The following is a 24,943-nucleotide window of genomic DNA, read 5'->3' as shown; positions in this document are numbered from 1 at the left end:
ATCGATTTGCCGCCATTGCTTCCGCAAAATCGGTGCTCTTGTCGAGCGCCATCAACGGATTATCAACCATGATCGGCGATCACAGGGATGCATGTCGCCCAGAAGTGCGCAGCGGTTTTGGGACAACGACATGCACGAAAAACGACTATGCTGGGCGATGCGTGGGGCGATCGCCTGGAGGGGGCCAGACCAACTTCGGCCATCGGTGCACAGACCCATCAGCGACCGGCTGATTCCGGCTTGGAAGTTGCGATGCGCCGTCTTGCGGTCCTTTTCATGCTGACGCTGCTCGGCGCCTGCTCGACCGTCGACGATTTCTCGCCGCTGTCGCCGTCCGCATCGAGCAGTCCGACGGTGGCCGTGCGCGCGCCGCGCTTTGCCGATTCCAAGCCGCATGAGTGGGACAGCGGCGCGCCGTGGAACTATGCCGTCCACGGCACCGACGTCTCCAAATACCAGACCTCGGTCGACTGGCCGACGGCCAAGGCCAGCGGCATCTCCTTCGCCTTCATCAAGGCAACCGAGGGTGGCGACCGCTTCGATGAATATTTCAGCGAGCACTGGGCGCGCACCAGAGCCGCCGGCGTTCCGCGCGCTGCCTATCATTTCTTCTATTTCTGCACTCCGGCGGCGCAGCAGGCGCGCTGGTTCATCCAGAACGTGCCTGTCGACCGCTCCGCCATGCCGCCGGTTCTCGACATGGAATGGAACCCGAAATCGCCGACCTGCCGCCTGCGCCCCGACCCGGCCACCGTGCGAGCTGAGATGACCACCTTCCTCGAAATCGTCGAGCGGCATTACGGCAAGAAGCCGATCATCTACACCTCGGTCGATTTCTTTGATGACAACGAACTGTCGACCTTCCGTGGCTATCCCTACTGGCTGCGCTCCGTCGCCGGCCACCCGCGCGAAAAGTATGGCAGCCACCCCTTCACCTTCTGGCAATACACCGGAACCGGCATCGTTCCCGGCATGACCGGCAAGTCCGACATCAACGTCTTCAACGGCTCGGAAGCCGCCTGGAACAAGTGGCTGCGGCAGAACACACGTTGACCCCGTGGCAAAGGCTGCGAAGACACCAGGAATAGGGCCGCCGCAGAAGACCCGTTGACACCATGGCAACGGTAGCGAGGCCGGCTGGATTGGTGGCTGCGGCAGAAGACCCGTTGACACCGTGGCAACGGCAGCGAAGCCGTCTGGAAGAAGGGCCACCGCAGAAGACCCGTTGACACCGGGCCTGCCGCCTGCTTTTCGACACTACCAGCGGTAAAGAGTGCAACCGCTGGTAATTCAGGGCGTTGGCCTCCAGGCACGACAAAGCCCTCTTCGTTTCGAAAGGAAGCTGATGCGACTGCGTTCTCAAGCCCTCGCGGCGCTGTTCTTGTGCGCCACGGCCTTGCCGGCGATGGCGCAGGAATGCGGCGGCGATTTCGAAACCTGGAAACAGGGTGTGGCGGCGGAAGCCAAGGCTGCCGGTGTCGGCGCCGTCGGTCTCGATGCGCTGGAGGATGCCAGGATCGACGAGAAGGCTCTGGCTCGCGACCGCGCCCAGGGAGTCTTCACGCAAACCTTCGTCCAGTTTTCTAACCGCATGATCTCGGCCTACCGGCTGAAGCAAGGTGCGGCGAACATGAAGAAATACGCCGATATCTTCGCCCGCGCCGACCAGCAGTTCGGCGTCCAGGCGCCTGTCATCACCGCCTTCTGGGCGCTTGAAACGGATTTCGGCGCCGTCCAGGGTGATTTCCACACGCTGAGCGCACTGGTGACGCTGTCGCATGACTGCCGCCGCCCGCAATTGTTCCGGCAGCAACTGGTGCCGCTCTTGGAACTGATCGATCGCGGCGTGCTGCCGGCCGACGTCACGGGCGCCTGGGCCGGCGAGATCGGCCAGACGCAGATCCTGCCATCCGACTATCTTGCGCGCGGCGTCGACGGCGATGGGGACGGCAAGATCGACCTGCGAAACAGCGTGCCGGACGTGATCATGACCACCGGCAACAAGGTGCTGTCGCGCGGCTGGAAGCGCGACGAGCCCTGGATCCAGGAAGTGCGCGTGCCCGACGAGATGCCATGGGACCAGACCGGCCGCACCAACAAATTGCCGCTGACACAGTGGGCGCAGTGGGGCGTCACCAACCCCGACGGCTCGCCGCTGGTCGACAAGGGCCTGCAGGCCGGCCTGGCGCTGCCCATGGGCCGCAAGGGTCCGGCCTTCCTTACCTATGAGAATTTCGACGTCTATCTCGAATGGAACCAGTCCTTCACCTACGCGCTGACCGCGGCCAATCTTGCCGCGCGGCTGGCGGGCGCACCGCCCCTCGATCCGCGCAATCCCGAGCCGGGTCTCAACAACGACCAGATGAAGGCGCTGCAGACCAAGCTTGAGGCCAGCGGTTACGATGTCGGCACGGTCGACGGCATTCTGGGCACCAATACCCGCGAAGCCATCCGCAAGGAGCAGATGCGGCTAGGCCTGCCGGTTGATGGCTGGCCGACGCCGGAGTTGCTGGGAAAGCTGTAGCTCCCTCTTCCTTCTCCCCTTGTGGGCCTGTTGCGTAATTGGCTGGTTGTGATTCTCTGAGATGAAACTCGGATGAATCGCAATGGCGGTGAAGCAAACGGGTCAGCTTGGCGGAGGTTTTTCTTGGCGGCAAGGTGGCTGGCGGGTCTTTCGCATTTCCTCCCCAGCGCTCCGATTCTGTCGAAAATCAGCCTAAATAGCAGATAGAATTATTTTCTGGATTTATTTTCACAAATAATTTTTCCCCCACATCCATCCTGTCACTAACTTTGTGTAAATTGTCACGGAGGATAGAATGGAAAAGTCTCCCGTTAAATTCGTATCGCACTTCCAGGCAATAATCCGGAGGATCGGATCCCTGCAAAAGACGATCTATTACTGTCGCTTCGACAGATGGCCAGTGAGCAGATTTCCTTTTATAATACGCATTTTGAACATAACCAGAAACGGCAATAATAAAAGCCGCCATCAAAATAACGCCTATAAGGAAATATAATACCATAGTAGCCGCTCGATACAAACTTCCACCGACGCCCTAGACACTTCTCTTCGGCTTAGCGTCCATCGTCAAGTAGCTCTTTCGCAGGTCCATGCCGCAAGAACTCTTCGCCCCGAAGGTGCTGGACCTGGCCCGCATTGCGATTCCTCCGAGCTTCATCTCAGGGAATCACAACCAGCCAATTACGCAATAGGCCCACAAAAGGAGGAGGAAGAAAGCTTAATCCGCCATCGTCTCCAGGCTCGCAAATCCCTGTGGCGCGTCGCCCTCGTCGAAGGGCGTCGTCACCTCGACGAAAGTATCGGGATAAAAGCCATTGAAGCGTGTCCTGAGCGACAGCGAGTAAGCGCCGATATGGCCGATCTCGATCCAGTCGCCGGTATCGACGGTTTCCGGCAGCCAGAACGGCCGCGACAGGATATCGACGGAATCGCAGGTCGCGCCGCACACTTTGAACGGCACGATGTTGTTCTCGTCGCCATTGCGCGTGCGGATCGCCGGATCGGGGATGAAGCGCGCCGGCAGCGTGATCTTGCCGGTCCATGAATCCGATAGCGACGCCCAGATGCCGTCATTGATGTAGAGCCGCTTGCCCTTGCGCAGGAGCACGCGCACGATCAGCGACAGGCAGCGCGCCACGATCACCCGGCCCGGCTCCGCCACGAGCGGTACCTGGTCGAATTGATATTCCTTCAGGTCGCCGGAGAGCCGCGACATGATCTGGCCGAGCGACGGCATCTCGATCTGCTTGCGGTTGGGATCATGTCCGTATTCGGCCGGAAAACCGCCGCCGACATCGAGCCCCGCAATGTCGAAGGTCAGCCGGTTGCGCACCCAGTCGGCCGAGGCCAATGCCCGCTCATAGGTGTCGGGGTCCTCGATCTGGCTGCCGACGTGGAAGCACAGGCCGACCTTGTAGCCGGTGCGGTTCAGCCGCTCGGCGAGTTCGACCGCATAGGCCGGCCCGGCGCCGAATTTCTTCGACAGCTCGTAGGCGGCATGCCCCTTGGTCTGCACGCGCACGAAGACGGTGACCGCGCCCGGATCGATATCGAGCGCCCGCACCACCCGGGTCAGCTTAGTGATCTCGTCCTCATGGTCGAGCGAAATGACGCGGATGCCGTATTTTTCCAGCGCCAGCTTGATGTCGGACTGTGCCTTGACCGGGTGCATGTAGAGCATCTCGGCATCGGGCGAGACAGCGCGCACGGCGGCGAACTCGCCTGGGGAAGCGACGTCGAAGGCAGTGACGCCGGCCTCGACCAGCGTCTTCAGCACGATCTGCTCGCCATTGGTCTTGACCGCATAGGCGGTCTTGCCGGGGAACATGCCCATGAACTGCCTGGCATCGGCCTTCAGCACCTGCGGGCGGAAGCAATAGACCGGATCGTCCGGGCGAAGCGCCAGTGCCGCCTCGCGGGCATTCTCGAATCGCTGCATGGACGAATCCTCGACTTCGACTGCGCACAATTAATCCAAGCTAGCGGCTAGCGCATGACCCCGAAAGTCAATTTCGACTTTTCATCTTGCAGCGTCCTTTGCGCGTCTCTGGAGACGCGCGGCGCTGCAATGAATACAATTCTCTGTCTCGCGCCCCCTGACGGTGCCGCATTGGCTTGTCAGAAGGCCATCGGTCCAGTTTCGGGTGGCCCTTGTCGGCGAACCGGATATGGCTTCTGCCTTGTGGTTGGCATTCCGGCCATCTGGGGGAGGATTCATATGGCAGTGACCGCTACATCTGCGTCACGTGGACCGATGGCGCTCAAGGACTGGGGCCAGTTGCTGCTGCTCGGCGCGATCTGGGGCGGCTCGTTCTTCTTCGCCCGCATCGCGGTGGCGGAACTTCACCCGCTGGTGCTGGTGCTGTTTCGCGTCGCCATCGCCGCGATCGCGCTGCAGCTCTATCTCGGCTTGCGCGGCCCGTCTTTCCGCCTCGCTCTGCCGCATGCCGGCCTGTTCTTCCTGCTGGCCTTCACCAACAACGTCGTCCCCTTCTCGCTGATCTTCGCCGGCCAGACCCAGCTCGGTGCCGGCGTCGCCTCGGTGCTGAACGCGACGACACCGTTCTGGACGCTGATCCTCGCCAATGCCCTGACCTCGGACGAAAAGCTGTCCTGGAACAAGCTCGCCGGCATCGGGCTCGGTGTCGCCGGCACCGCCGTGATGATCGGTCCCGGCCTGCTCGCCGGGCTCGGCGGCCCGGTCTGGGCCAAATTCGCGCTGATCGGCGCATCGCTCTCCTATGGCGTTGCGCTGATGGTCGCCCGCCGCTTCAAGGGCGTGCCCTCGCCGGTCGTCGCTACCGGACAATTGACGGCCTCGACCATCATCATGATCCCGATCGTGCTCTTCGCCCATGGCCCCGCCGGCCTGTTCTCCGCCTCGCCGCCGGTGTGGGCGGCGGTGCTGGCGCTGGCGCTTCTATCGACGGCCTTCGCCTATATCCTCTATTTCAACCTCGTCGCCTCGGCTGGGGCCACCAACGCCTCGCTGGTCACGCTGATCGTGCCGGCCAGCGCCATGCTGCTCGGCTTCCTGTTCCTCGGCGAACGGCTCGAACTGTTCGAGATCGGCGGCGTGGTGCTGATCGGTCTCGGCCTTGTCACCATCGACGGGCGCCTGTTCGGAAGACGTTAGTGCGCGGCATGCCCGCATCGCGGTAGCGCTGTCATGACACGCCAACGACACCATCCGGCCATAATTTATTCACAGGCATGAAGCCGGCTTTTGCCGAAGAGTTTCAACGGCTAACGGCAAAACCGAGGTCGCGAATTCCACATTTACGTCGCAATGCAGCACATTTTCCGCTTGCCTGTGGCACAAATGAACCTAGACTCCGGGGCATAGCTCTTTAAGAGGAGGCTATGTCATGGGACTTACGAGGCCAATCAACGCATTGATGATTTGTGCTGCGTTTGCTTTCATCGGCGCCCTCATTATGGGCGTCCTTCCCTGAACCCGCCAAGACGGGGAAGACCAGCACCTAATAGTCCAACCAATTCGAAAGGCCGGGTTTTTACCCGGCCTTTTGCTTTTCCAGCCGACCGTTACGCAGCAGCGGAACCCGCGACCTCCGCCTCGTGCGAGCGGATGCCGATCATGTGGCAGACGGCGAACACCAGATCGGCCCGGTTCATCGTGTAGAAGTGAAAATCACCAACGCCGCGCTCGACCAGGTCAAGCACCTGCTCGGCGGCCACCGCGGATGCCACCAGCGCATGCGTCTGTGGGTCGTTCTGCAGGCCGTCGAAGCGCTCGGCCAGCCAAGCCGGCACCAGCGCGCCGCAGCGCGCCGAGAAATTGGCGACCTGGGTGAAATTGTGCACCGGCAGGATGCCGGGCACGATCGGGATGTAGATGCCGGCGCGGCGCGCGCGCTCGACGTAACGCTCGTAGAGATCGTTGTCGAAGAAGAACTGGGTGATGGCCCGCGTCGCGCCATTGTCGACCTTGCGCTTCAGCATGTCGATGTCGGTGGCGAAATCAGGGCTTTCCGGATGCTTTTCCGGATAGGCCGAAACCGAGATGTCGAAATCGCCGGCGCCCTTCAGCGCCCCGACCAGCTCGGCGCCATTGGCGTAGCCGTCCGGATGCGGCCGGTAGGCAGCGCCGACGCCTTCCGCCGGATCGCCGCGCAAGGCGACGAAGCGCTTCACGCCCATGTCGGTGAATTCCCGGATCACAGCGTCGACCTCATGGCGGGCGGCATCGACGCAGGTCATGTGCGCCGCCGGCGTCAGGCTGGTCTCCTTCAGGATGCGGCCGATGGTGCGCGCCGTGCGCTCACGTGTCGAGCCGCCGGCGCCATAGGTCACCGAGACGAATTTCGGCTGCAGCGGCTCCAGCCTTGTGACCGTATCCCACAGCCTTGCCTCCATCTCGTCGTTCTTCGGCGGGAAGAACTCGAACGAAACCCTGACCTTGTCGCCGATATCGGGACGGCGGGAAAAACGAAACTGGTTCATCAGGCGATTTCCCCTATCGAGCTCACTCTGGTCTGCTGGCTGGCGTTGGCAGGATCGGCGATCAGCAGGCGCCGGTCGCGGCCAAGCCAAAGCTTGACGGTGAGCCTGGCCTCGTTGCCGCCGCGCGGTTCGAATTCCTGGGCATCCTCGAGATCGAGGCCGGCTTCGGAGAACCACTCCCCGATCTGCCGGTCGGAAAAGCCCAGCCGCATATGCGCATGCTCGTCGCGCAGGAACTCAAGCGCGTGCGGCGCGAAATCGACGATGACCAGACGGCCCGCCGGGCGCAGCAGCCGCGCTGCCTCGTGGATGGCGCGGGCCGGATCGTCGAGATAGTGCAGCACCTGGTGGATGGTGACGAGATCGAAGGCATCGCGCTCGACCGGCGGCGAGAAGATATCGCCCTGCCGCACCTGCGCATTCGAAACGCCGGCCTTGTCGAGATTGGCGCGCGCCACGGTCAGCATCTCGCGCGACATGTCGATGCCGATGCCGCGCCGGTAGAGCGGCGAGAAGATTTCGAGCAGCCGCCCGGTGCCGGTGCCAAGGTCGAGCATCGACTGGAACGGCCGCTTGCCGACCAGCTTCAGCATCGCGGCCTCCACGGCGCGGTCGGGCACATGCAGCGAGCGGATATGATCCCAGCTTGCGGCATTCTGCGAAAAATACTCGGTGGCGCGGTCCTGGCGCTTGCGCTTGACCGAGGTCAGCCGCTCCAGGTCACGCTCGACCTGCGGGTCGGCGCCCCGAATGCCGGAGACCAGCCCCATAACGAAGTCCCGCGCGGAATCAGCGTCCGACAGGCGGAAGAAGGCCCACGACCCTTCCTGGTAACGGCCGATCAGCCCGGCCTCGAGCAGCAGTTTCAGGTGCCGCGAGACACGCGGCTGCGACTGGCCGAGAATTTCGGTAAGGTCGGAAACGGTGAGGTCGCCGCGCGACAACAGTGCCAATATGCGCAGGCGGCTGGATTCGGCCGCCGCCTTCAGCGTATCCACCATGGTGTCGAGCGAGACATGCATTAGCGTATTCTCTTTGAAAAAGATATAAACATATGTTTATGTCGATTTTCGAAAGCACGCAAGCGCTATGTCGCTTCCGGACAAGAAAATGCCGCATGCGTGATTTTTCGGTGCATGGCGTCCAAAAACGTGTAGCGGTTTTGGAACAATGACATGCATCAGCAGGAAGATCGGCCGATGAGCGAACCGCGTGAGATGTTCGAGGCACGCGAAGGCGAGCGGAGACTGGACCAGGATCCGGCGACGATGCCGCCGGATGGCGGCATCGTCTTCATCGGCCGTATCGCCTCGCCTTGGACCACCCGGGAAAGCTGCCCGAAGAACATGCGCGCCGCACGCGAAACGGGACAGCCGGCGGTGCTGACCATCGACGCGCCCTACCGCAGCGGCCTGCAAGGCCTGGAGCGCGCCAGCCACGTCGTCATCCTGTCCTGGCTGCACCACGCACCGCGGAATCTGATCGTGCAAAAGCCCCGCCATGCGGCTGATGCCAAAGGCGTATTCGGGTTGCGCTCCCCTGCCCGGCCGAACCCGGTCGGCCTGCACGTGGCCAAGCTCGTCGCGCTCGACGTTTCCACTGGGCGCATCGACCTCGACGCCATCGACGTGCTCGACGGCACGCCGGTCATCGACATCAAGCCCTATTTCGCCTCGACCGATGCCATTGCCGAGGCGACCGTTGGGGGGCGCGAGGAGCGATGACCGCTCCGACCGGCCGCCGCCGCGCCATCGCCAAGGCGCTGACAGCACTTCTGCCGCTGGCCCCCTATGCCGACATGGAGAAGATTCGCACCGACGCCGGCTCGGTGCATATGAAGACCTTGCCGCCCACGATCGCGGTCTGGCTGGCGACGATTGCCCATATCCGTCACATGCACACCGACTACGAAAAGCTGCTGGCCGAGGGCTATGATCGCGACTCGGCGCGTTTCTTCGTCATCGAGCAGACCAACATCGTGCTCACACGCTGGCGCGCCACCCGCCTGCTCGACGCCGATGACGAGGAGGAATGAGGTTGTGCCGGGCCGCATGGCGCTCACCGCGTCATGCTGGCCGGGTCTTCATCTCGAGGATGACTGAAGTCGGACCACTGGCTCTATGCGCTCGGGCTGCCGGCAATAGCTTGTGACGCCATGGCTAGGAGCTGCCGATGAGCCAAATCGCACAAGATATACCGTCCCTGCCCCAGGTCGGCGACCACCACGTAGACCCGCATTCCTATCCCGACGGCATCGCTTTCCTCGACGGCCAGTACCTGCCGATGTCGCAAGCCAAGGTCTCGGTGCTGGATTGGGGCTTTCTGCACTCGGACGCCACTTACGATACGGTGCATGTCTGGAACGGCCGCTTCTTTCGCCTCGATCTGCATCTCGATCGTTTCTTCGGCGGGCTCGACAAGCTGCGCATGACGATCCCATTCGATCGCGATGGCGTGGCCGGGATCCTGCACAATTGCGTAGCACTTTCGGGTCATCGCGCCGCCTATGTCGAGATGCTGTGCACGCGCGGCGCTTCGCCGACCTTCAGCCGCGACCCGCGCCAGGCGATCAACCGCTTCATGGCGTTCGCCGTGCCGTTCGGCTCGGTCGCCAATGCCGAGCAGTTGCAGCGCGGCCTGCGTGTCGCCATCAGCGACAAGGTGCGCATTCCGCCGGCCTCGATCGATCCGAAGATCAAGAACTACCACTGGCTCGACCTCGTGCGCGGCCTCTACGATGCCTATGATCGCGGCGCCGAGACGGCCCTCATTCTCGACTTCAACGGCAATGTCGCCGAAGGTCCGGGCTTCAACGTCTTCCGCGTCAAGGACGGCAGACTGTCGACGCCGGCCATCGGCGTGCTGCCGGGCATCACCCGCCGCACTGTCTTCGATCTCTGCGCGGAGGCCGGCCTCTCGGCAACGGCCAAGGACGTCAGCGTGGCCATGTTGCGCGGCGCCGACGAAGTCTTCATCACCTCGACCGCCGGCGGCATCATGCCGGTGACGGAGATCGACGGTGCTGAGATCGCGGACGGCAAGGTCGGGCCGATCACCAGCCGACTGATGGCGCTCTACTGGCAAAAGCACGACGACCCTGCCTGGTCGACCCCGGTGAACTACCCCTGATTCACACGATTTCTTGTTCTGCGGGGAAGCCCCGAGTTCAAAAAGGTTCCCCTCGCCTCTGGAAAATCACCGGACAGGCCGTATATGCCCGGAAGCGGAGAAGCCTCCGTTTCCATCCAGAAATTGCGCCCGCAGGGGCAAGGGATCCCACATCATGACATCAAAGGTTTGGTTCATCACCGGTTCGTCGAAGGGCTTTGGCCGCGTCTGGGCCGAGGCCGCATTGGCGCGTGGCGATCGCGTTGCCGCGACCGCCCGTGACACAGGCACGCTCGCCGATCTCGTCGAAAAATACGGCGACAACATCGCCGCGCTAAAGCTCGACGTCACCGACAAGAAAGCCGTCGATGCCGCTATCGCCGAGGCGCACAAGCGCTTTGGCCGGCTCGACGTCGTCATCAACAATGCCGGCTACGGCCATTTCGGCGCCATCGAGGAAGTCAGCGAGCAGGAAGCCCGCGACCAGATCGAGACCAATGTGTTCGGCGCGCTGTGGGTCACCCAGGCAGCCCTGCCGATCATGCGGGCGCAGCGGTCCGGCCACATCATCCAGATCTCGTCGATCGGCGGCGTCAATGCCTTTGCCTCGCTCGGCCTCTACCATGCCTCGAAATGGGCGCTGGAAGCCTTCAGCCAGTCGCTAGCCATCGAGGTCGCGGAATTCGGCATTCATGTCACGCTGGTCGAACCGGGCGGTTTCTCCACCGACTGGTCGGGAGCATCGGCCAAGGTCTCCAAGCCGATCGAGGCCTATGCGCCTGCCCGCGCCAAGATGGCCGAGCGCCGCGCCAACTCGGTTGCCGGCGACCCCGAGGCGACAGGGCCGGCGATGCTGGCCATCGTCGATTCGGCCGAGCCGCCGCTGCGGATATTCTTCGGCGATGGCGGCCTGCCGATGATCCGCCAGGAATACGCCAACCGCCTCGCCACCTGGGACAAGTGGGACCACGTCTCCGTCATGGCGCAAGGCGCCAACAAGAACCGCAAGGGCTGACATCTGGTATTTGCTGCGCCGCCTCCCGGGCGGCGTAGCTATGCCTGGTAGATCCACTGCTCCGGCACGCGCACCGAAATCTCTTCGCCGGTGCTGACGATGCCGGGCTTTTCAACCCAGGCGACCACGCCGCGCAACCGCTTCGCCGCCTTGGGAAACAATAGCGCACCGGCTTCGACATCGGCCATTCCGACGTTCTCGGCGATCGATCGTCCGGCGATACGGCATGGTCCGTTCTGGGCGTCCACCTTGAGGGTCACGCCGCCCTTGAAGAACAACAGCGTGCCGGCCGGCAGCATCGACAGATGCGGCACGTCTTCGATCACCAGATTGGCACCGATCCACTCGGGCTTGATTTCGGCGAGCCCCATCCGTTCGGCGACAATGGCCAATTCGTCCGCCGCCACGATGGACAATTGCCTTTCATTGCGCATCTCGGTGCCGCGCGGGTACCACGGCTCGCGTCCGCCCGAGCGCCGCGTCGGCCCGGCATGGAAATCGCCCGATATGCCGTCGAAACCCAGCCGCAATTCGTCCACCGAACGCGTCTGGAAATGATCCGATGGCGCGACATAGAGCGCGGCCGCGCGGGCTGAAAGCTTCTTCGCCGGGATGATTTCGACCGGCTTCTCGGCCTCGGGGAAGAGATCCAGCATGGGCTTCAATCCTTGATGACGCGCTCTGGTTTTGCCCTTAGGCCGGCAAGGCCGCAAGAGCGGTTTGGGCCAAAACGCGCAACTCTTCGGCCGACGCACCGTCCCGCGCCTGGATCGACATGCCATTCATGACACCAGCAATATATCTGGCGAAGTCTTCGACAGAGAGGTTTTGGGGCAAATCGCCTTTTGCCTTGCCTTTGGCAAGCCGCGCCGCGATCGCCGCTTCGCTTTCCTTGCGGTAGGTCCTGAGTTCATCCGCAATGGCTTGTGCCTGCGGTGAAGCCGCCAGCGCGCCACTGACGAAAAGACACCCTCCCGGCTTGCCGGGCCTGGAATAGGCCTCCGCGGCGCCCAGCAACAAGCGCCGCATCGCCTCCCCCGTCGACACCGGCGCGCTCAGCGCTTCCAGGGCGAAGCCTATCTCGGTCTCGTGGTAGCGCATCAACGCCTTGCGGAACAAAGTCTCCTTGTCGGTGAAGGCGTTGTAGATCTGTGGCGGCGTCAGCCCCATCGCTTCGCGCAGCATGGCCAGCGACGTCGCCTCATAGCCATGCTCCCAGAAAAGATGCATCGCGGCATCGAGCGCCCGGTCGGGGTCGAATGCGCGCGGCCGGCCGCCGCGTTGCTTGTCCGAATTTTCCATAGTGATCGATACGAAACCTGTTGACTCGCCTTTCCCTTATAACATATCAATTGATACGAAACTTGGCAAGCCGGAAGATGACCTCCCGGTGAGGCCGTACACCCGAGGAGAAAATCAAATGCCGATCACCGTGACAGCGCCGGAAGGCGTCCTGACCCCGGCGGGAGAGCGCGAAATCCTGCCACGCCTGAGCGCTGCCCTCATCGAAGCCTCCGGCGCCGCCGGCAATTCATTCTTCACCGCGATCGTCGGCGGCACCGTCCATGTCCTGCCGGCGCGCAACATTTACGCCGGCGGTGCCAACCGGCCAGTCGTCATGGTCGAATTGAAATTGCCCAATATCGGCCTTGGCTCCGTCGAAGCCCGCGAGACCTTTATCACTGCCGCCGCCCGAATTGTCGGCGAACTCTGCGTACCGGGGCACAGGCCGGAAAACACCTGGATCAACATCGTCAACGCGCCCGACGGCGGCTGGGGCATCGGTGACCGGCAGTATACAGGCGACGCGCTGATCGCGGCCGCTGCCGCCGCGCATTGACGAACATGCGGCTCTCCCCTTCGCTGTTCTTCACCACCAACTGCGAGCCCGCGCTGGCCTTCTACGAACAATGCGGTCTTGGCCGGGGAACGATCCTGCTGCGCTGGGGCGACAACAATATGCCGGTGCGCACCGAGGCCATGCGCGGAAAGGTCCTGCATGCTCGCTTCGAAGGTCCGGGTGTGCTGTTCCATGCGTCGGACAATGACGACGCGGAGCCGATGAAGGGCTCCGCCATGATGCTCGAATTCGACGGGCCCGCCGCGGCGCCAGAGGTTCTCGCCCGCCAGGAGCTTTTCGCCCGCATGGCCGAGGGCGGCCGGATTACCGTGCCGTTTGCCCGGCAATATTGGGGGACCAGCTTCGGCATGCTGGTCGACGCCTTCGGCGTGCAGTGGATGTTCAGCTGCTCCAATGAATAGACGCCGGTCGCCAACCGCCTCGATCACGACCTTCTTACCGAAGAACGGCGCCACGCAGCATTGTCGCCGCGCTGCGTCGGCTTCATGGTGAGGTCGAGACCGTCGACGGAGGTTCTCATGCGTCCCGGAGCGGCAATCGCGGCGCTTTGGTTGATCTGGGTGGTCACATGGCTCGCGGCTGCCCTATGGGCCGATCCGGCCCAAAAGCGCGCCACCATTGGGGCGGAGGCTCGCTATCGCGTCTTCTGGCTGGCCGGCACCGTCCTGCTGTTCGTCCCAGCGCATGGCTATGAGGGCCGGCTGAGGTTGTGGACGCCGACCCTTGCCGAAGCCTGGACCTGCGTTACCGTGATTGCGGTCGGGATCGGCTTCGCCTGGTGGGCGCGTATCCATCTCGGGCGGTTGTGGTCCGCCACGGTCACCGCCAAGGCGGAGCATCGCGTGGTCGACACCGGCCCCTATCGCCTGGTCCGGCATCCGATCTATACCGGGCTGCTGTTGGCAGTACTCGCCACCATGGTGGCGAAGGGCACGGTCTGGGGCATTGCGGGCACGGCCCTGCTCATCATCGGCGTCGTTGTGAAAGCCAGGCTGGAGGAGCGTTTCCTGCGCGACGAACTCGGCCCAACCTATGACGACTACGCCAGGCGGGTGCCGATGCTGGTTCCCTTCACGCCGGCCTGACGCGGCGCGGCGTCCTCCATTCAGAGCATGCGCAAAAGCGCGCCGCCGATCGAATATCCCGCCCCGAACGCGCAGATCAGGCCGAAATCCCCTGGTTTCATGTCGGCATGGTTCTCCGACAGCGCGATGATGGCGCCGGCGCCCGCCGTGTTGCCGAGCCGCTCCAGCACCATGGGTGCGCGGTCATGGCCAACATCGTGGCCGAATGCCAGTTTCAGGATCATCGCATTCATGCGCGCATTGGCCTGGTGCAGCCAGAAGCGCCTGATCGCCTCCGGCGTCAGCCCGTGTTCGGCGAGGAATTCGACGATGAATTTGTGCCCGGCGACGGTGACTTCCTTGAACACCTTGTTGCCGACCTGCTTGATGAGATTGCCCTCCAGGTCGATCATGTAGGGATCATCCTGGGCAGTGCGGGTGTGATAGCCGAGATTGGTGCGGATGTTGTTCGACATCTGCGTCCAGAGGCGCGTGTCCAGCACCTCGAATCGACCCGGCCGCCTCTCGCCCTGGGTGAGCCCCTCCACCACCATCGACACCGAAGCGTCCCCAAAGATGAAGTGCGTCTGCCGGTCGCGGAAATTGAGATGGCCGGTGATGATCTCGGGCGTGGTCACCAGGATGCGCTTGTGGGCGCCCGAGCGCACCAGATTGACCGCCATGTGCAGCGCCGCCGCCGCGGACGAACAGCCAAGCCCCATATCGAAGCCGGCACCCCGCGTGCCCAGCGCCTCCTGCATCTCGATGGCGATCGCCGGATATGGCCTCTGCTGATGCGAGGACGAGCAGATCACCAGATCGATGTCCGACGCCTCGATGCCGGCGTGCTCGATCGCCTTCCCCGCCGAAGCGACGCCGAATTCCGCCTGCAGCGAGAGCGCGTCGTCCGGGCGCGCCGGAATGCGCGGCGCCATGCGGGTCGGGTCCAGAATGCCCTCCCGTTCGATCACGTGGCGGGCGCGCACGCCCGAGGCATGGACGATGAAGTCGGCATCCGATTTCTGCAGCAGCGTCTCGCCGGCAGCCTGGCGCCGCGCGTTCTCCGTGTCGACCCAGGCGTTGAAACTGGCGACCAGTTCCTCATTCGTGATGACAGGCTTGGGGATTTCGGCGCCGATGCCGCTGATGATGACGCGATGCATGTTTCAGTCCGTCCCATCCGCGAGCGATGCGGCTTCATGTGGGCGCCGAAACGCTTCGGCGCAACACTTTTCTCATCAGGCCGGTTTACGCCGGATTAAACCAGGCAGTCCGTCTGAAAACCCTCGGAGCGGTTCCTGATAAGGGTTTTCAGACGGACTGCCTAAGTTTCGCGACTGATTCACGCGATATGCTCAATTGTAGAGATGGGATGTATCGCGTTGGACCGCGTTAGAGATATGACGCTATCGACATTCCCGGGGGCGAGATCGTCAGGGATCGAGAATACGCGCTGGTGTCTGGCCGAAAAGATTCCTGAAGGCCACGATGAACGAGGAAACGTCCGCATAGCCGACGGCTAAGGCGGCTTGAGTGACGCTCTCACCGACCGCCAAATGTTCGAGTGCGTGCTGAAGCCGCATTTGTTGCCGCCATCGACCAAAAGTCATTCCCGTGTCGCGAAGAAACCAGCGCGCGGCCGTGCGCTCAGTCAGCGCAGCTTCGGCAGCCAAGATCGAGAGTGGGCGATTACAGGCTGGATCGAGAAGGAGGCGGTCGGTAATGCGGTGCAACCGTTCATCGACAGGTTCGGGAAGCGCTATATCCGATGGCCGCAGACCCTGCAGACGATCGAGAAGGACGGACATGAGCCGCGCTTCCGGTCCGTCCTCTGGATAGGAATCGCCAAACTTCGACGCGGCAATCAGAAGTTCGTCCGCGAGCCGATCCACCGCGACAACGCGAGGCATGATCGGGATGTTCACACGTTCCGGTTCGACGTAGCAGGTGGTTAGCCAGAAAGGAGATCGGGCCTCGATCCGGTGTTCGATCCCGCCACCCATCCATACGGCGCGCTGTGGCGGTATGACGAAGCGCGCCGTTCGCGTTCTGACCGTCAGAACGCCAGTGCTGACATGAATGAGCTGAACGCGCCGGTGGGAGTGCCACGGTACATTTACCCGGTCGTGCCGATCGGAGAGAACGAACACAGGGCGTAACGATGCGTCCGGATCGACGATTGGGTTACGAGTTGTCTGTTTGGCCATATTTTTTGACACCTATGGGCGAGACTACCATACTGTGGCCGTCTACGCTCTCTCCATCGACAGAAACGACGGAGATGCGTTGATGAAAATCGTAATTCTTGGCAAGGGTAACATGGGTACCCCCCTTGCGCTTCTCGCGCAGGCGGCAGAGCATCAGGTCCAGAGCTTCGACAGCAAGACGAACCCTGTGGCGGCTCTACAGAGCGCGGACGTTGTGATCCTCGCGACGAAGTATGAACAGGCGCTGGCACTCCGCGAAGACAGAGCCGTCGTCGCGGCGCTTAGCGGCAAGGTCGTGGTGGATATCACCAACCCGCTCGCGACCGACTACATGAGCCTGACGGTCGGCCATACGAGCTCGGCCGCCGAGGAAATCGCGCTGCGCTTGCCTGGCGCCCATGTCGTGAAAGCGTTTAATACGGTCTTCGCCGCTCTTCTTGCTCAGCGCGCTGCCGGCAACCGCGTCGAAGTTCCGGTGTTCATTGCGAGCGATCACGAGGCCGCCGCGCAAACCGTCGCTGGTCTCGCGGGGGCGATGGGGTTCACAACGATCTTTTCTGGTCCGCTCTCAAACGCCCGGTATCTGGAGCCGATGGCGGAGCTGATGATCCAGCTCGGCTATGGTCTCGGCCATGGTGATCGGATTGGCTTCGTGATGCGCGACGAAGGCAGGGCGACTGCCGCCGCCGCCTGAACTTCGGACGCCGAAATCAGCGTTCGCTGCGCTGTACGGATTGCCCGCATCTCAGTCGATCTGGATGCGGGCATTCTATATTTCTGATGAAAGGATCGAGCCCGCCGTACCAGCGGAGATTCCTTACGCTAGCCTGCCATGATATATTTTCCCATGGGACGTCTATCAGGAACAGACCGCTCACAACTACTCCTTGTGCCTGAATCAGTAGACGAATATGTCGGGCCGGATAATGCGGTTCGCTTCATTGAGGCCTTCGTTGATGGCCTTGATCTTGCCGCTGCTGGCTTCGAGCGGGTGACGGCGAAGGAGACGGGTCGCTCCGGGTTTCGATCCTGCCGATCTGCTTAAGCTGTACGTTTACGGGTATATCAACCGCGTCCGGTCGAGCCGACGGCTGGAAGCTGAGGCTCATCGCAACCTAGAGGTGATCTGGCTTCTGCGGCACCTGAAGCCGGATTTCCGCACGATCGCCGCCTTCCGCCGGGTGAACCGCTCCGCGTTTCGGCAGGTGTTTCGCGAGTTCGTCATCCTGTGTCGGCAACTCGACTTGTTCGGCCGAGAGCTGCTGGCCGTCGATGGCACGCGCATCAAGGCGGTGAACAACAAGGATCGCAACTTCACACGCGGGTCGCTCTCGAAGTTCATCCGTGAAGCGGATGAGAAGCTGGCCGATTGCATGAAGCGGCTCGACGAAAGCGATGCCGATGAGGACAAGGTCGGTAGCGGCACTGGCCCCGGCGGTCATGGCGGCGGCCTTGCGGAGAAGATCGCGGCGATAAAGGGCAAGCGGGATCGCCACAAGGCGATGCTGGACGAGTTGGATCGCACCGGCGAGGACCAGATCTCGCTGACCGATCGCGATGCCCGCGCCATGGCACGCATGACGAAGGTCGGCGTCGGCTACAACGTGCAACTGGCCGTGGACGTGAAGCACAAGCTGATCGCCGAACAGGAGGTGTGCAACCAGGTGCTCGATATGGGCTTCTGGCGCCGGCGGTCTAAGCGGCGATGGAGACGCTGGAGGTCGAGCGCATCGAGGCAGTTGCGTATCGGGGCTACTTCAAGATCGAGGATATCGAGGTCTGCGAGAAGGCGGGCATCACCGCTTATGTGCCCAAGCCGATCCGCGGTCCTGCCGTCGCTCAAGGCTTCTTTTCCAAGGAGGACTTCCGCTACGATCTGGAAAAGGACGTTTATCTCTGCCCGGGCGAGCATGTGCTTTCGCCGCGTCATTTTGGTAAATCGCGCGACAATGTGAAGATCGACTACGTCAACCGCGATGCTTGCAAGGCGTGCCACCTGCGCGAGCGCTGCACCAAAAGCTTCCGCCGCGTTTCTCGCCTTGAGAACGAGGCGGTGCTCGACCGCATGGCGGCGGGGCTAGCTGACCGGCCCGACATTCTCGACCGGCGGCGCGAAAGCGTCGAGCATCCGTTCGGCACGATCAAACAGTGGATGGGTCAGGGTACGTTCCTGATGCGGCGACTCGACAACGTCCGCGGCGAGTTCAGCCTGACCGCGCTCGCCTACAACATCAAAAGAGCCATCACGCTCATTGGCGTTCCCGGCCTGATCGCGGCCCTACAGGCATAGGGTGGCTCGTTTGCGGTGTTCTGGCCCAAACAGACATCGTTGCGCCTTGGGAACGCCGCTCACACGCTCAGGAAGCGGAAAACTACGAAATCGCGCCCGAAGCTGCCGTTCACGCCGGAATCGAGCTACCCTCTATCGCTAGAAGAGTTCTCGGACGGTCTGCAAGATTTACGCGAGCCTATCCAGCCCGTTTGGCGACAATGAAAATGCGGGGGAACCGCAGCAGCACCTTGCCATCGGCGGTCTTCGGATAGGCCTTGGCGATCCTGGCCGTGTAGCTGTCGAGGAACAGCTTGCGTTCGTCCGCTTCCAGCGGATCGAGGAACGGCTTCAGCCCGGTGGCCTTGACCCACTCGACGATCGCCTCGGCGTCGGCCAGCGGATGGTTGTAGATGGTGTGCCAGATGTCGAGCCGAGCGGAGAGCAGCGACAACAGGTCATAGTAGAACGATACCGGCGGCAGCGGCGCACGCGCCGCTCCCTGTATCTTTGCCGCGAAAGGCGCTTCCGCGGCGGTTTCCCGCATCAGGCGGTGCGAATCCTCGCCCATATTGTCGGGCATCTGGATCGCCAGCGCGCCACCGGGCGCCAGAAAACCCATCAGGCGCTGGAACACCGCCGGATGTTCCGGCAGCCACTGGAAGACGGCGTTGGCGAAAATGACGTTGACCGGCGCGGCCGGCTGCCATGTCGCCGCATCGGCGAGGTCGAAGCTGACATTGGGCAGGCGCGCCCTCGCCTTTTCGATCATGTCGGGCGAGGTGTCGAAGCCGCTCACTTGCGCATCCGGCCAGCGCTCGACCAGAAGTTCGGTCGAATTGCCCGGCCCGCAGCCGATGTCGACGACCCGGCGCGGAAAGTCGACCGGCACCTGTGCTACGAGGGCACGCGCCGGCCGTGTGCGTTCGTCCTCGAATTTCAGATATTGGGCGGCGGACCAATCAGCCATTTGAGCTCTCCTCGTATCCCAGAGAAATTCGCCGCCCAATCAACCCCTTACCGCGTCAGCCGCTTGTGCGTCATGCGGTGCGGGGCCGCTGCTTCCGCGCCCAGGCGGCGCAGCTTGTCCTTCTCGTATTCCTCGAAATTGCCCTCGAACCATTCGACATGCGCGTCGCCCTCGAAGGCGAGCATGTGGGTGGCCATGCGGTCGAGGAACATGCGATCGTGGCTGATGATGACCGCGCAGCCTGCATAGGCTTCCAGCGCGTCTTCTAGCGCGCCCAGCGTTTCGGTGTCGAGGTCGTTGGTCGGTTCGTCGAGCAGCAGCACATTGCCGCCGCCCTTCAGCATCTTGGCGAGGTGCACGCGGTTGCGCTGACCGCCCGAGAGATTGCCGACCTTCTGCTGTTGGTCGCCGCCACGGAAGTTGAAGGACGAGCAGTAAGCGCGGCTGTTGATTTCGTGCTTGCCGAGCTTGATGATCTCGGCGCCGCCTGAGATCTCTTCCCACACCGTCTTGTTCGCATCGAGTGCGTCGCGGCTCTGGTCGACATAACCGAGCTTGACCGTCTCGCCGATGCGCACTGTGCCCGCGTCCGGCTTCTCCTGGCCGGTGAAGGTCTTGAACAGCGTCGTCTTGCCGGCGCCGTTCGGGCCGATGACGCCGACGATGCCGCCCGGTGGCAGCCTGAACGACAGGTTCTCGATCAGGAGCTCGTCGCCAAAGCCTTTGTTGAGGCCTTCGACCTCGATGACGACGTTGCCGAGGCGCTCGCTCGACGGGATGACGATCTGCGTGTCGGTCGGCTTGCGGTTCTGCGACTGCTCGACCAGTTCCTCATAGGCCTTGATACGCGCCTTGGACTTGGTCTGGCGTGCTTTGGGCGACGACTGGATCCACTCGCGCTCGCGCCAGATCGACTTCTGGCGGGCATCGTCCTCGCGGCCTTCCTGGATCAGGCGCTTGGCCTTGGCGTCGAGATATCTGGTGTAGTTGCCCTCGTAGGGAATGCCGCGGCCACGGTCGAGCTCGAGGATCCAGCCTGTGACGTTGTCGAGGAAGTAGCGGTCGTGGGTGATGATCAGCACCGAGCCCGGATAGTCGCGCAGGTGCTTTTCCAGCCAGGCGGTGGTCTCCGCGTCGAGATGGTTGGTCGGTTCGTCGAGCAACAGCAGATCCGGCTGTTGCAGCAGCAGCCTGCACAGCGCGACGCGGCGACGCTCACCGCCCGACAGGTTGGTCACTTCAGAATCGGCCGGCGGGCACTGCAGCGCGTCCATCGCCATCTCGACCTGCTGCTCGAGATCCCACAGGTTGAGCCGGTCCATCTCGTCCTGGAGCTTGGCGGACTCATCCGCCGTCTCGTCGGAATAGTTCATCATCAGCTCGTTGTAGCGCTCGATGATGGCGGTCTTCCTGGCAACGCCGTCCATGACGTTTTCCATCACGGTCTTGCTGTTGTCGAGCTGCGGCTCCTGCGCCAGGTAGCCCACGGTCGCGCCCTCGGCCAGCCAGGCCTCGCCCTGAAACTCCTTGTCGAGCCCGGCCATGATGCGCAGGATCGTCGACTTACCCGAACCGTTGGGGCCGAGGATGCCGATCTTGGCGTCCGGATAGAAGGACAGATGAACGTTATCGAGCACCTTCTTGGTGCCATAGGCCTTCGACAGGCCGGACATGTGATAGATGAACTGGCGTGCCACGCGCGCTTTCCCTGAAAAACTGACTGGATTTGCCGAATTGAATGGAGGTTGGCCGCTATGTAGGCGATGCGGCGGCGAACGGCAATCGCTTTTGCCAGATCGGGCCAACCACACGGACAAGTGTGCACCGGCAGCCAAGTTTTCAACCGGTCGATGGCGCACGGAAATCTCCGGTTAACCCTTCCGCGTCAAAACAGGATCGGGTTGGAATCGCCGGCTTGCCCCGATTCCTGGCGCGAGAGAGATCGGATCGACGGCATTGCTGAACAGTTTCCTGCTCCTTGCCGAAGCGGTCGTCTACTTCAGCGTCATGGTGACGCTTTTCCGCTTCCGCAAGCGCATCGGCCTCGGTGTCTTCGTCTGCGCGCTCGGCGTCATGCATTTCCTGGAGACTTATCTCGCCAGCGTCTTTTACGTCGCCCTGCCGTTCGGCATGGTCTCGCCAGGCTCGGCGGTGCTCTTTTCCGGCAAGCTCGTGATGCTCCTTCTGCTCTACATGAAGGAAGACGCCGCCACCGTGCGCCAGCCGATCTACGGCCTGCTGCTCGGCAATGCGCTGATGATCGGGCTGGTGCTGCTGCTTCGCATGCACGCCATCGCGCCGCTGCCGGACGGCCGGCTCCCCGACATCGGCTTCATCGACGAGATGGGCTGGCTGATGGTGTGGGGCACGACGCTGCTGGTCATCGACGCCATCCTGATCATTCTGCTCTATGAAAAGCTTGGGCGCACCCTGCGCAAGGCACAGTTCGCGCGCATCCTGATTTCGGTCGCCTGCGTGCTCACCTTCGACCAGGCCGGCTTCTTCACCGCGCTGCATTTTGTTGCCGGGGCGCCGATCGCGGTCTTCTTCGGCGGCTGGTTCGCCAAGATGGCGGCGGCACTGACTTTCAGCGCCATGCTGGTTGCCTACCTCAAATGGTTCGAGGTCCGGGACGTCCAGATGCCGCGTGGGCTGACCGACATTTTCGAGACGCTGACCTATCGCGAACGCTACGAAGCGCTGGTCGAGCATGTCGGCCGCGACGGCCTGACCGGCCTGTTGCACCGCGGACGCTTCGACGCCGACGGTGAAGCCGCCGTCCAGGCCAGCCTGCGCACGGCGAGGCCACTCAGCCTGCTCATCGTCGACGTCGACCACTTCAAGTCGATCAACGACCGTTTCGGCCATGCCGAGGGTGACAAGGCGCTGAAGGCGGTCGCAACCGTACTTTGCGAGGCGGCGGGCGCCGAGGACCAGGTGTTCCGGATCGGCGGCGAGGAATTCGCCATCCTCAGTTCGCGTCCGCATTCCGTCGCCAGGCTGTTTGGCGAAAGCGTCCGCACCGCGCTCAAGGCATCGGCCGCCACCAGCCGGTTCGAACTGACCGTCAGCGCCGGCGTTTCCAGCGTCAGCGAAACGACGCAGTGCCTGGCCGACCTGTTCGCGCTCGCCGACCAGCGCCTTTACAAGGCGAAATCGACCGGACGCGACCGCGTCGTCGGTGAACCCGGCGGGCATGAGGCCGACGCTGCGATCGCCTGGACCAGGTCAGCCCAGGTTTAGCCCTATCCGCGACGGCCGCGCCGGCTTGCCGGAAACGGCGATCCCGCACTTACTGGAACCCGATCGCGTCGACCGTGCCGGTCGGGCAACCGGCCTTGTTGGTCGGCACCGAGGCCAGCAGCAGGTCCTTGAGCGAGCTGTTCGGGCCGATCGGACCGGCAAGGCCGAGTGTCAGTTCGCCGATCAGCCGCCGGCCGTTCGACGGATCGATGACGCAGGACACCCGCACCCTGTCGCCTGCTCCCGCACCGAAGGCCTGGTCGAAGGCACCGCGAATCTGGTCCGCCGTCAGCTTGCCACCGATATTCCTGGCGAAGAGGTCGTGCACGGGCGAGCTGTTGACCTCGCGCATCAAATGGAGGGCGTCGGAAAAATACTCCTGCTGGCTTTTGCCGTAGCAGGTGCCGTGCTTGATCCATTCATGCCGTTCCAGCTTCGAGGCGGTGCCCGGCATCACCTTGTCGAGCTCCGCGCGGGTATCGGCATCGAGGTTGACCGGCGGCAGGTCCTGCCAGTGGGCCGGATTGTCATTGGCCTTGTCGCTGGCCGAAGCCTGGCAATAGAAATTGCCGTTCGGCTGCGGCCACAGACCGTGCAGCGTGAAATTGGTGGCATCGAATTCGCCAGGATTTTGCGCCTTGCATTCGGTCTTGTTCGACTTGGTCTCGCAGAAGGCCGGCTGCCAGCTCAAGGCGAAGACATATTCGGGTTTTCCCGAGGCGGCGGGCTTGCCTTGCCCACCCGGCGCCGCCCGCACGGTCGCCGCGCTGCTGCCCGAAAGGTGGCCGCAACTCACCTTCACCCAGCGGCGCTCGGGATCGGCGCCCGGCACCTGGATGAGGTAGTGGGTCGGCGTGTCCTTGTTGCCGGCAAGCAGCTGATAGCTCTGTCCGGCATCGGTCGAGACATTGCCGGGGTTCTTGCCGTTCTTGATCGCCTGAGTCGCCGGACACGCAGCGTCGGCCACGAAGGTGCCGCTCATCTTGACGTCGGCATGCGCCGCGCCTGCCAGCGAGCCCGCCAACAAGGCCAATCCGAAAATAACAGCAATGCGCATGGAGAATCCCCGGCTGGAAGAAAGTGGGCGACAGACTGAAGCTGTCTCCATGTCAGAATTGCGATAATTTGCGGGCCCGTGGCAAGAAAGATCGTCGCGGAAAAGCCGGCAGGCCAGATTGACGCAAATCTGGCACCGGCGCACACGTTTGGACATGACAAAGGCGGAACCAGGGGGAGACCGGCCGGCATGCCATTCAGCCAGCAGCGCGTGGTTCGCTCGTCGACCGGCGCAGACCTCAATCTGTTCGTCCGGCGGGCCGACAGCCCTGCGCGTGCGGTGGTCCAGATCAATCACGGCCTGGCCGAACATGCCGCCCGCTACGACCGCTTCGCCGATTTCCTCGCTGCCCGGGGCTTCCACGTCTACGTTCATGACCACCGTGGCCATGGCGCGACCAAGGCGCCCGACGCGCCGCTCGGCAGATTCGCCGACACGGACGGCCCGGCCAAGGTGATCGCCGATGTCGACGCCATCCACGATCTCATCGCCGGCGAGCAGCCTGACCTGCCGGTAATCCTTTTCGGCCACTCGATGGGCGCGTCCGTGACGCTGAACTACCTGTTGCGCCATTCCAGGCGCATTCATGCCGCCGCGATCTGGAACGGCAATTTCTCACAGGGCCTGCTCGGCCAAGTGGCGCTCGGTATCCTCGCCTGGGAACGGATGCGGCTCGGCTCCGATGTCCCGTCGCGCCTGCTGCCGAAACTCACCTTCCAGGCCTGGGGCAAGGCGATGCCCAACCATCGCACTCTGTTCGACTGGCTGTCGCGCGACGAGGCGGAGGTGGCGAAATACATCGCCGATCCGCTCTGCGGCTGGGATGCCTCCATCTCGATGTGGCGCGATGTGGTCGCCATGGCGCTCAACGGCGGCAAGGATGCAGGCTTTGCCGCCGTTCGCCGCGACATCCCCGTCGCGATCGTTGGCGGCGAAAAAGACCCGGCCTCGGACTACGGCAAGGGGATCACCCATCTCGCCAATCGTATGCGCAAGATGGGCTTTTCGAATCTGGTTTCAAAGGTTTACGCCGACACCCGCCATGAAAGCCTGAACGAGGTGAACCGCGACATCATCATGGACGATTTCGCCAGCTGGGCGGACAATGTCTTGAAAGCGTGACGGGTTGGCCCATTGCAAGGACCGTGACAGCCGCTGCCG

Annotated in this window: 26 protein-coding genes and 1 pseudogene; 15 read left to right on the top strand and 12 right to left on the bottom strand. The window is 62.8% G+C overall.

Annotated features, from left to right (window positions below; genetic code table 11):
- The first annotated feature begins 252 nt into the window (after nucleotides 1–252).
- Nucleotides 253–1,053 (top strand): GH25 family lysozyme, encoded by an 801-nt coding sequence (locus EN824_RS03360; RefSeq protein ID WP_135928331.1) that lies wholly within the window; start codon nucleotides 253–255, stop codon nucleotides 1,051–1,053.
- 292 nt (nucleotides 1,054–1,345) lie between these two features.
- The gene (locus tag EN824_RS03355) at nucleotides 1,346–2,524 is read left to right on the top strand and encodes a lytic murein transglycosylase (RefSeq protein WP_127279250.1); all 1,179 of its coding nucleotides are present in this window, start codon (nucleotides 1,346–1,348) and stop codon (nucleotides 2,522–2,524) included.
- Nucleotides 2,525–2,711: 187 nt separating this feature from the next.
- Here the strand turns inward: EN824_RS03355 and EN824_RS03350 are convergent, their stop codons facing one another.
- Together EN824_RS03350 and EN824_RS03345 are read right to left on the bottom strand one after the other, a co-directional pair.
- Nucleotides 2,712–2,993 (bottom strand): hypothetical protein, encoded by a 282-nt coding sequence (locus tag EN824_RS03350; RefSeq protein WP_189521739.1) that lies wholly within the window; start codon nucleotides 2,991–2,993, stop codon nucleotides 2,712–2,714.
- A gap of 249 nt (nucleotides 2,994–3,242) precedes the next feature.
- On the bottom strand, nucleotides 3,243–4,463 hold the full coding sequence (locus EN824_RS03345) for an alanine racemase (protein ID WP_135928329.1): 1,221 nt from the start codon (nucleotides 4,461–4,463) through the stop codon (nucleotides 3,243–3,245).
- A gap of 279 nt (nucleotides 4,464–4,742) precedes the next feature.
- Between EN824_RS03345 and EN824_RS03340 the strand changes: the two genes are divergently transcribed.
- Nucleotides 4,743–5,660, top strand: a complete 918-nt coding sequence (locus EN824_RS03340; RefSeq protein ID WP_135881928.1) for a DMT family transporter — start codon at nucleotides 4,743–4,745, stop codon at nucleotides 5,658–5,660.
- A 410-nt stretch (nucleotides 5,661–6,070) separates the two neighbouring features.
- Here the strand turns inward: EN824_RS03340 and metF are convergent, their stop codons facing one another.
- On the bottom strand, nucleotides 6,071–6,988 hold the full coding sequence (gene metF, locus EN824_RS03335; RefSeq protein ID WP_135928328.1) for a methylenetetrahydrofolate reductase [NAD(P)H]: 918 nt from the start codon (nucleotides 6,986–6,988) through the stop codon (nucleotides 6,071–6,073).
- Nucleotides 6,988–8,010, bottom strand: coding sequence for a metalloregulator ArsR/SmtB family transcription factor (locus EN824_RS03330; protein WP_127279245.1), 1,023 nt, complete (start codon nucleotides 8,008–8,010; stop codon nucleotides 6,988–6,990). Before EN824_RS03330 ends, metF begins: the two co-directional genes overlap by 1 nt.
- Nucleotides 8,011–8,187: 177 nt before the next feature.
- Here EN824_RS03330 and tsaA point away from each other — a divergent pair, with 177 nt between their 5' ends.
- The 4 genes from tsaA (at nucleotide 8,188) to EN824_RS03310 (ending at nucleotide 11,111) form a co-directional block, all read left to right on the top strand.
- The gene (gene tsaA, locus EN824_RS03325) at nucleotides 8,188–8,712 is read left to right on the top strand and encodes a tRNA (N6-threonylcarbamoyladenosine(37)-N6)-methyltransferase TrmO (protein WP_135916652.1); all 525 of its coding nucleotides are present in this window, start codon (nucleotides 8,188–8,190) and stop codon (nucleotides 8,710–8,712) included.
- The gene (locus tag EN824_RS03320; RefSeq protein WP_135881930.1) at nucleotides 8,709–9,023 is read left to right on the top strand and encodes a DUF2293 domain-containing protein; all 315 of its coding nucleotides are present in this window, start codon (nucleotides 8,709–8,711) and stop codon (nucleotides 9,021–9,023) included. The genes tsaA and EN824_RS03320 overlap by 4 nt, the downstream gene beginning before the upstream one ends.
- 137 nt (nucleotides 9,024–9,160) lie before the next feature.
- Entirely contained in the window at nucleotides 9,161–10,117 is a 957-nt protein-coding gene (locus EN824_RS03315) for a D-amino acid aminotransferase (RefSeq protein ID WP_135931896.1), read from the top strand.
- Between the two features lie 154 nt (nucleotides 10,118–10,271).
- Nucleotides 10,272–11,111, top strand: a complete 840-nt coding sequence (locus tag EN824_RS03310) for an SDR family oxidoreductase (protein ID WP_135881932.1) — start codon at nucleotides 10,272–10,274, stop codon at nucleotides 11,109–11,111.
- 38 nt (nucleotides 11,112–11,149) lie between these two features.
- On the opposite strand, the gene EN824_RS03305 is transcribed toward EN824_RS03310, so the two are convergent.
- Both EN824_RS03305 and EN824_RS03300 read right to left on the bottom strand, forming a co-directional pair.
- Nucleotides 11,150–11,767, bottom strand: a complete 618-nt coding sequence (locus tag EN824_RS03305; protein ID WP_135866338.1) for an MOSC domain-containing protein — start codon at nucleotides 11,765–11,767, stop codon at nucleotides 11,150–11,152.
- 37 nt (nucleotides 11,768–11,804) lie between these two features.
- Complete coding sequence (locus EN824_RS03300; RefSeq protein ID WP_281041225.1) at nucleotides 11,805–12,341, bottom strand: TetR/AcrR family transcriptional regulator; 537 nt, start codon at nucleotides 12,339–12,341, stop codon at nucleotides 11,805–11,807.
- A gap of 190 nt (nucleotides 12,342–12,531) precedes the next feature.
- Here EN824_RS03300 and EN824_RS03295 point away from each other — a divergent pair, with 190 nt between their 5' ends.
- The 3 genes from EN824_RS03295 (at nucleotide 12,532) to EN824_RS03285 (ending at nucleotide 14,057) form a co-directional block, all read left to right on the top strand.
- Entirely contained in the window at nucleotides 12,532–12,951 is a 420-nt protein-coding gene (locus EN824_RS03295) for a hypothetical protein (protein ID WP_127281080.1), read from the top strand.
- Between the two features lie 5 nt (nucleotides 12,952–12,956).
- Nucleotides 12,957–13,373 carry a glyoxalase/bleomycin resistance/extradiol dioxygenase family protein gene (locus EN824_RS03290; RefSeq protein WP_135866336.1) on the top strand — a complete coding sequence of 139 codons (417 nt, stop codon included), beginning with the start codon at nucleotides 12,957–12,959 and terminating at the stop codon, nucleotides 13,371–13,373.
- Between the two features lie 117 nt (nucleotides 13,374–13,490).
- Nucleotides 13,491–14,057 carry an isoprenylcysteine carboxylmethyltransferase family protein gene (locus EN824_RS03285; protein WP_127278587.1) on the top strand — a complete coding sequence of 189 codons (567 nt, stop codon included), beginning with the start codon at nucleotides 13,491–13,493 and terminating at the stop codon, nucleotides 14,055–14,057.
- 20 nt (nucleotides 14,058–14,077) lie between these two features.
- Here the strand turns inward: EN824_RS03285 and EN824_RS03280 are convergent, their stop codons facing one another.
- Both EN824_RS03280 and EN824_RS03275 read right to left on the bottom strand, forming a co-directional pair.
- Nucleotides 14,078–15,199: a beta-ketoacyl-ACP synthase III gene (locus EN824_RS03280; RefSeq protein ID WP_127278586.1), complete on the bottom strand. Its 1,122-nt coding sequence runs from the start codon at nucleotides 15,197–15,199 to the stop codon at nucleotides 14,078–14,080.
- Nucleotides 15,200–15,469: 270 nt separating this feature from the next.
- Nucleotides 15,470–16,243 carry a helix-turn-helix transcriptional regulator gene (locus EN824_RS03275; protein ID WP_127278585.1) on the bottom strand — a complete coding sequence of 258 codons (774 nt, stop codon included), beginning with the start codon at nucleotides 16,241–16,243 and terminating at the stop codon, nucleotides 15,470–15,472.
- An 82-nt stretch (nucleotides 16,244–16,325) separates the two neighbouring features.
- On the opposite strand from EN824_RS03275, the gene EN824_RS03270 reads away from it, so the two are divergent.
- Together EN824_RS03270 and EN824_RS35845 are read left to right on the top strand one after the other, a co-directional pair.
- Nucleotides 16,326–16,937 carry an NAD(P)-binding domain-containing protein gene (locus EN824_RS03270; RefSeq protein WP_127278584.1) on the top strand — a complete coding sequence of 204 codons (612 nt, stop codon included), beginning with the start codon at nucleotides 16,326–16,328 and terminating at the stop codon, nucleotides 16,935–16,937.
- Between the two features lie 343 nt (nucleotides 16,938–17,280).
- Nucleotides 17,281–17,400: pseudogene (locus EN824_RS35845) on the top strand (transposase); the annotation flags it as partial.
- On the opposite strand, the gene EN824_RS35840 reads toward EN824_RS35845, so the two are convergent.
- Entirely contained in the window at nucleotides 17,359–17,874 is a 516-nt protein-coding gene (locus tag EN824_RS35840) for a hypothetical protein (RefSeq protein WP_245464384.1), read from the bottom strand. The pseudogene EN824_RS35845 and the gene EN824_RS35840 overlap by 42 nt on opposite strands.
- Before the next feature lie 74 nt (nucleotides 17,875–17,948).
- Between EN824_RS35840 and EN824_RS35835 the strand changes: the two genes are divergently transcribed.
- Nucleotides 17,949–18,533: a transposase gene (locus EN824_RS35835; protein WP_245520940.1), complete on the top strand. Its 585-nt coding sequence runs from the start codon at nucleotides 17,949–17,951 to the stop codon at nucleotides 18,531–18,533.
- Between the two features lie 178 nt (nucleotides 18,534–18,711).
- On the opposite strand, the gene tam is transcribed toward EN824_RS35835, so the two are convergent.
- Nucleotides 18,712–19,482, bottom strand: a complete 771-nt coding sequence (tam, locus tag EN824_RS03260; protein ID WP_127278583.1) for a trans-aconitate 2-methyltransferase — start codon at nucleotides 19,480–19,482, stop codon at nucleotides 18,712–18,714.
- A gap of 47 nt (nucleotides 19,483–19,529) precedes the next feature.
- A complete protein-coding gene (gene ettA / locus EN824_RS03255) occupies nucleotides 19,530–21,179 on the bottom strand; it encodes an energy-dependent translational throttle protein EttA (protein ID WP_135931895.1) in 1,650 nt (549 codons plus the stop codon).
- Between the two features lie 259 nt (nucleotides 21,180–21,438).
- Between ettA and EN824_RS03250 the strand changes: the two genes are divergently transcribed.
- Nucleotides 21,439–22,725, top strand: a complete 1,287-nt coding sequence (locus EN824_RS03250) for a GGDEF domain-containing protein (protein WP_127278581.1) — start codon at nucleotides 21,439–21,441, stop codon at nucleotides 22,723–22,725.
- 49 nt (nucleotides 22,726–22,774) lie between these two features.
- Here EN824_RS03250 and EN824_RS03245 read toward each other — a convergent pair whose 3' ends face one another.
- Complete coding sequence (locus EN824_RS03245) at nucleotides 22,775–23,782, bottom strand: ribonuclease (protein ID WP_135931894.1); 1,008 nt, start codon at nucleotides 23,780–23,782, stop codon at nucleotides 22,775–22,777.
- A 189-nt stretch (nucleotides 23,783–23,971) separates the two neighbouring features.
- Between EN824_RS03245 and EN824_RS03240 the strand changes: the two genes are divergently transcribed.
- A complete protein-coding gene (locus tag EN824_RS03240) occupies nucleotides 23,972–24,904 on the top strand; it encodes an alpha/beta hydrolase (RefSeq protein ID WP_135931893.1) in 933 nt (310 codons plus the stop codon).
- Nucleotides 24,905–24,943 lie beyond the last annotated feature (39 nt).

Source organism: Mesorhizobium sp. M8A.F.Ca.ET.181.01.1.1, assembly GCF_004792025.1.
Classification (GTDB): domain Bacteria; phylum Pseudomonadota; class Alphaproteobacteria; order Rhizobiales; family Rhizobiaceae; genus Mesorhizobium.
This window is presented reverse-complemented; position numbering and strand designations above follow the sequence as displayed.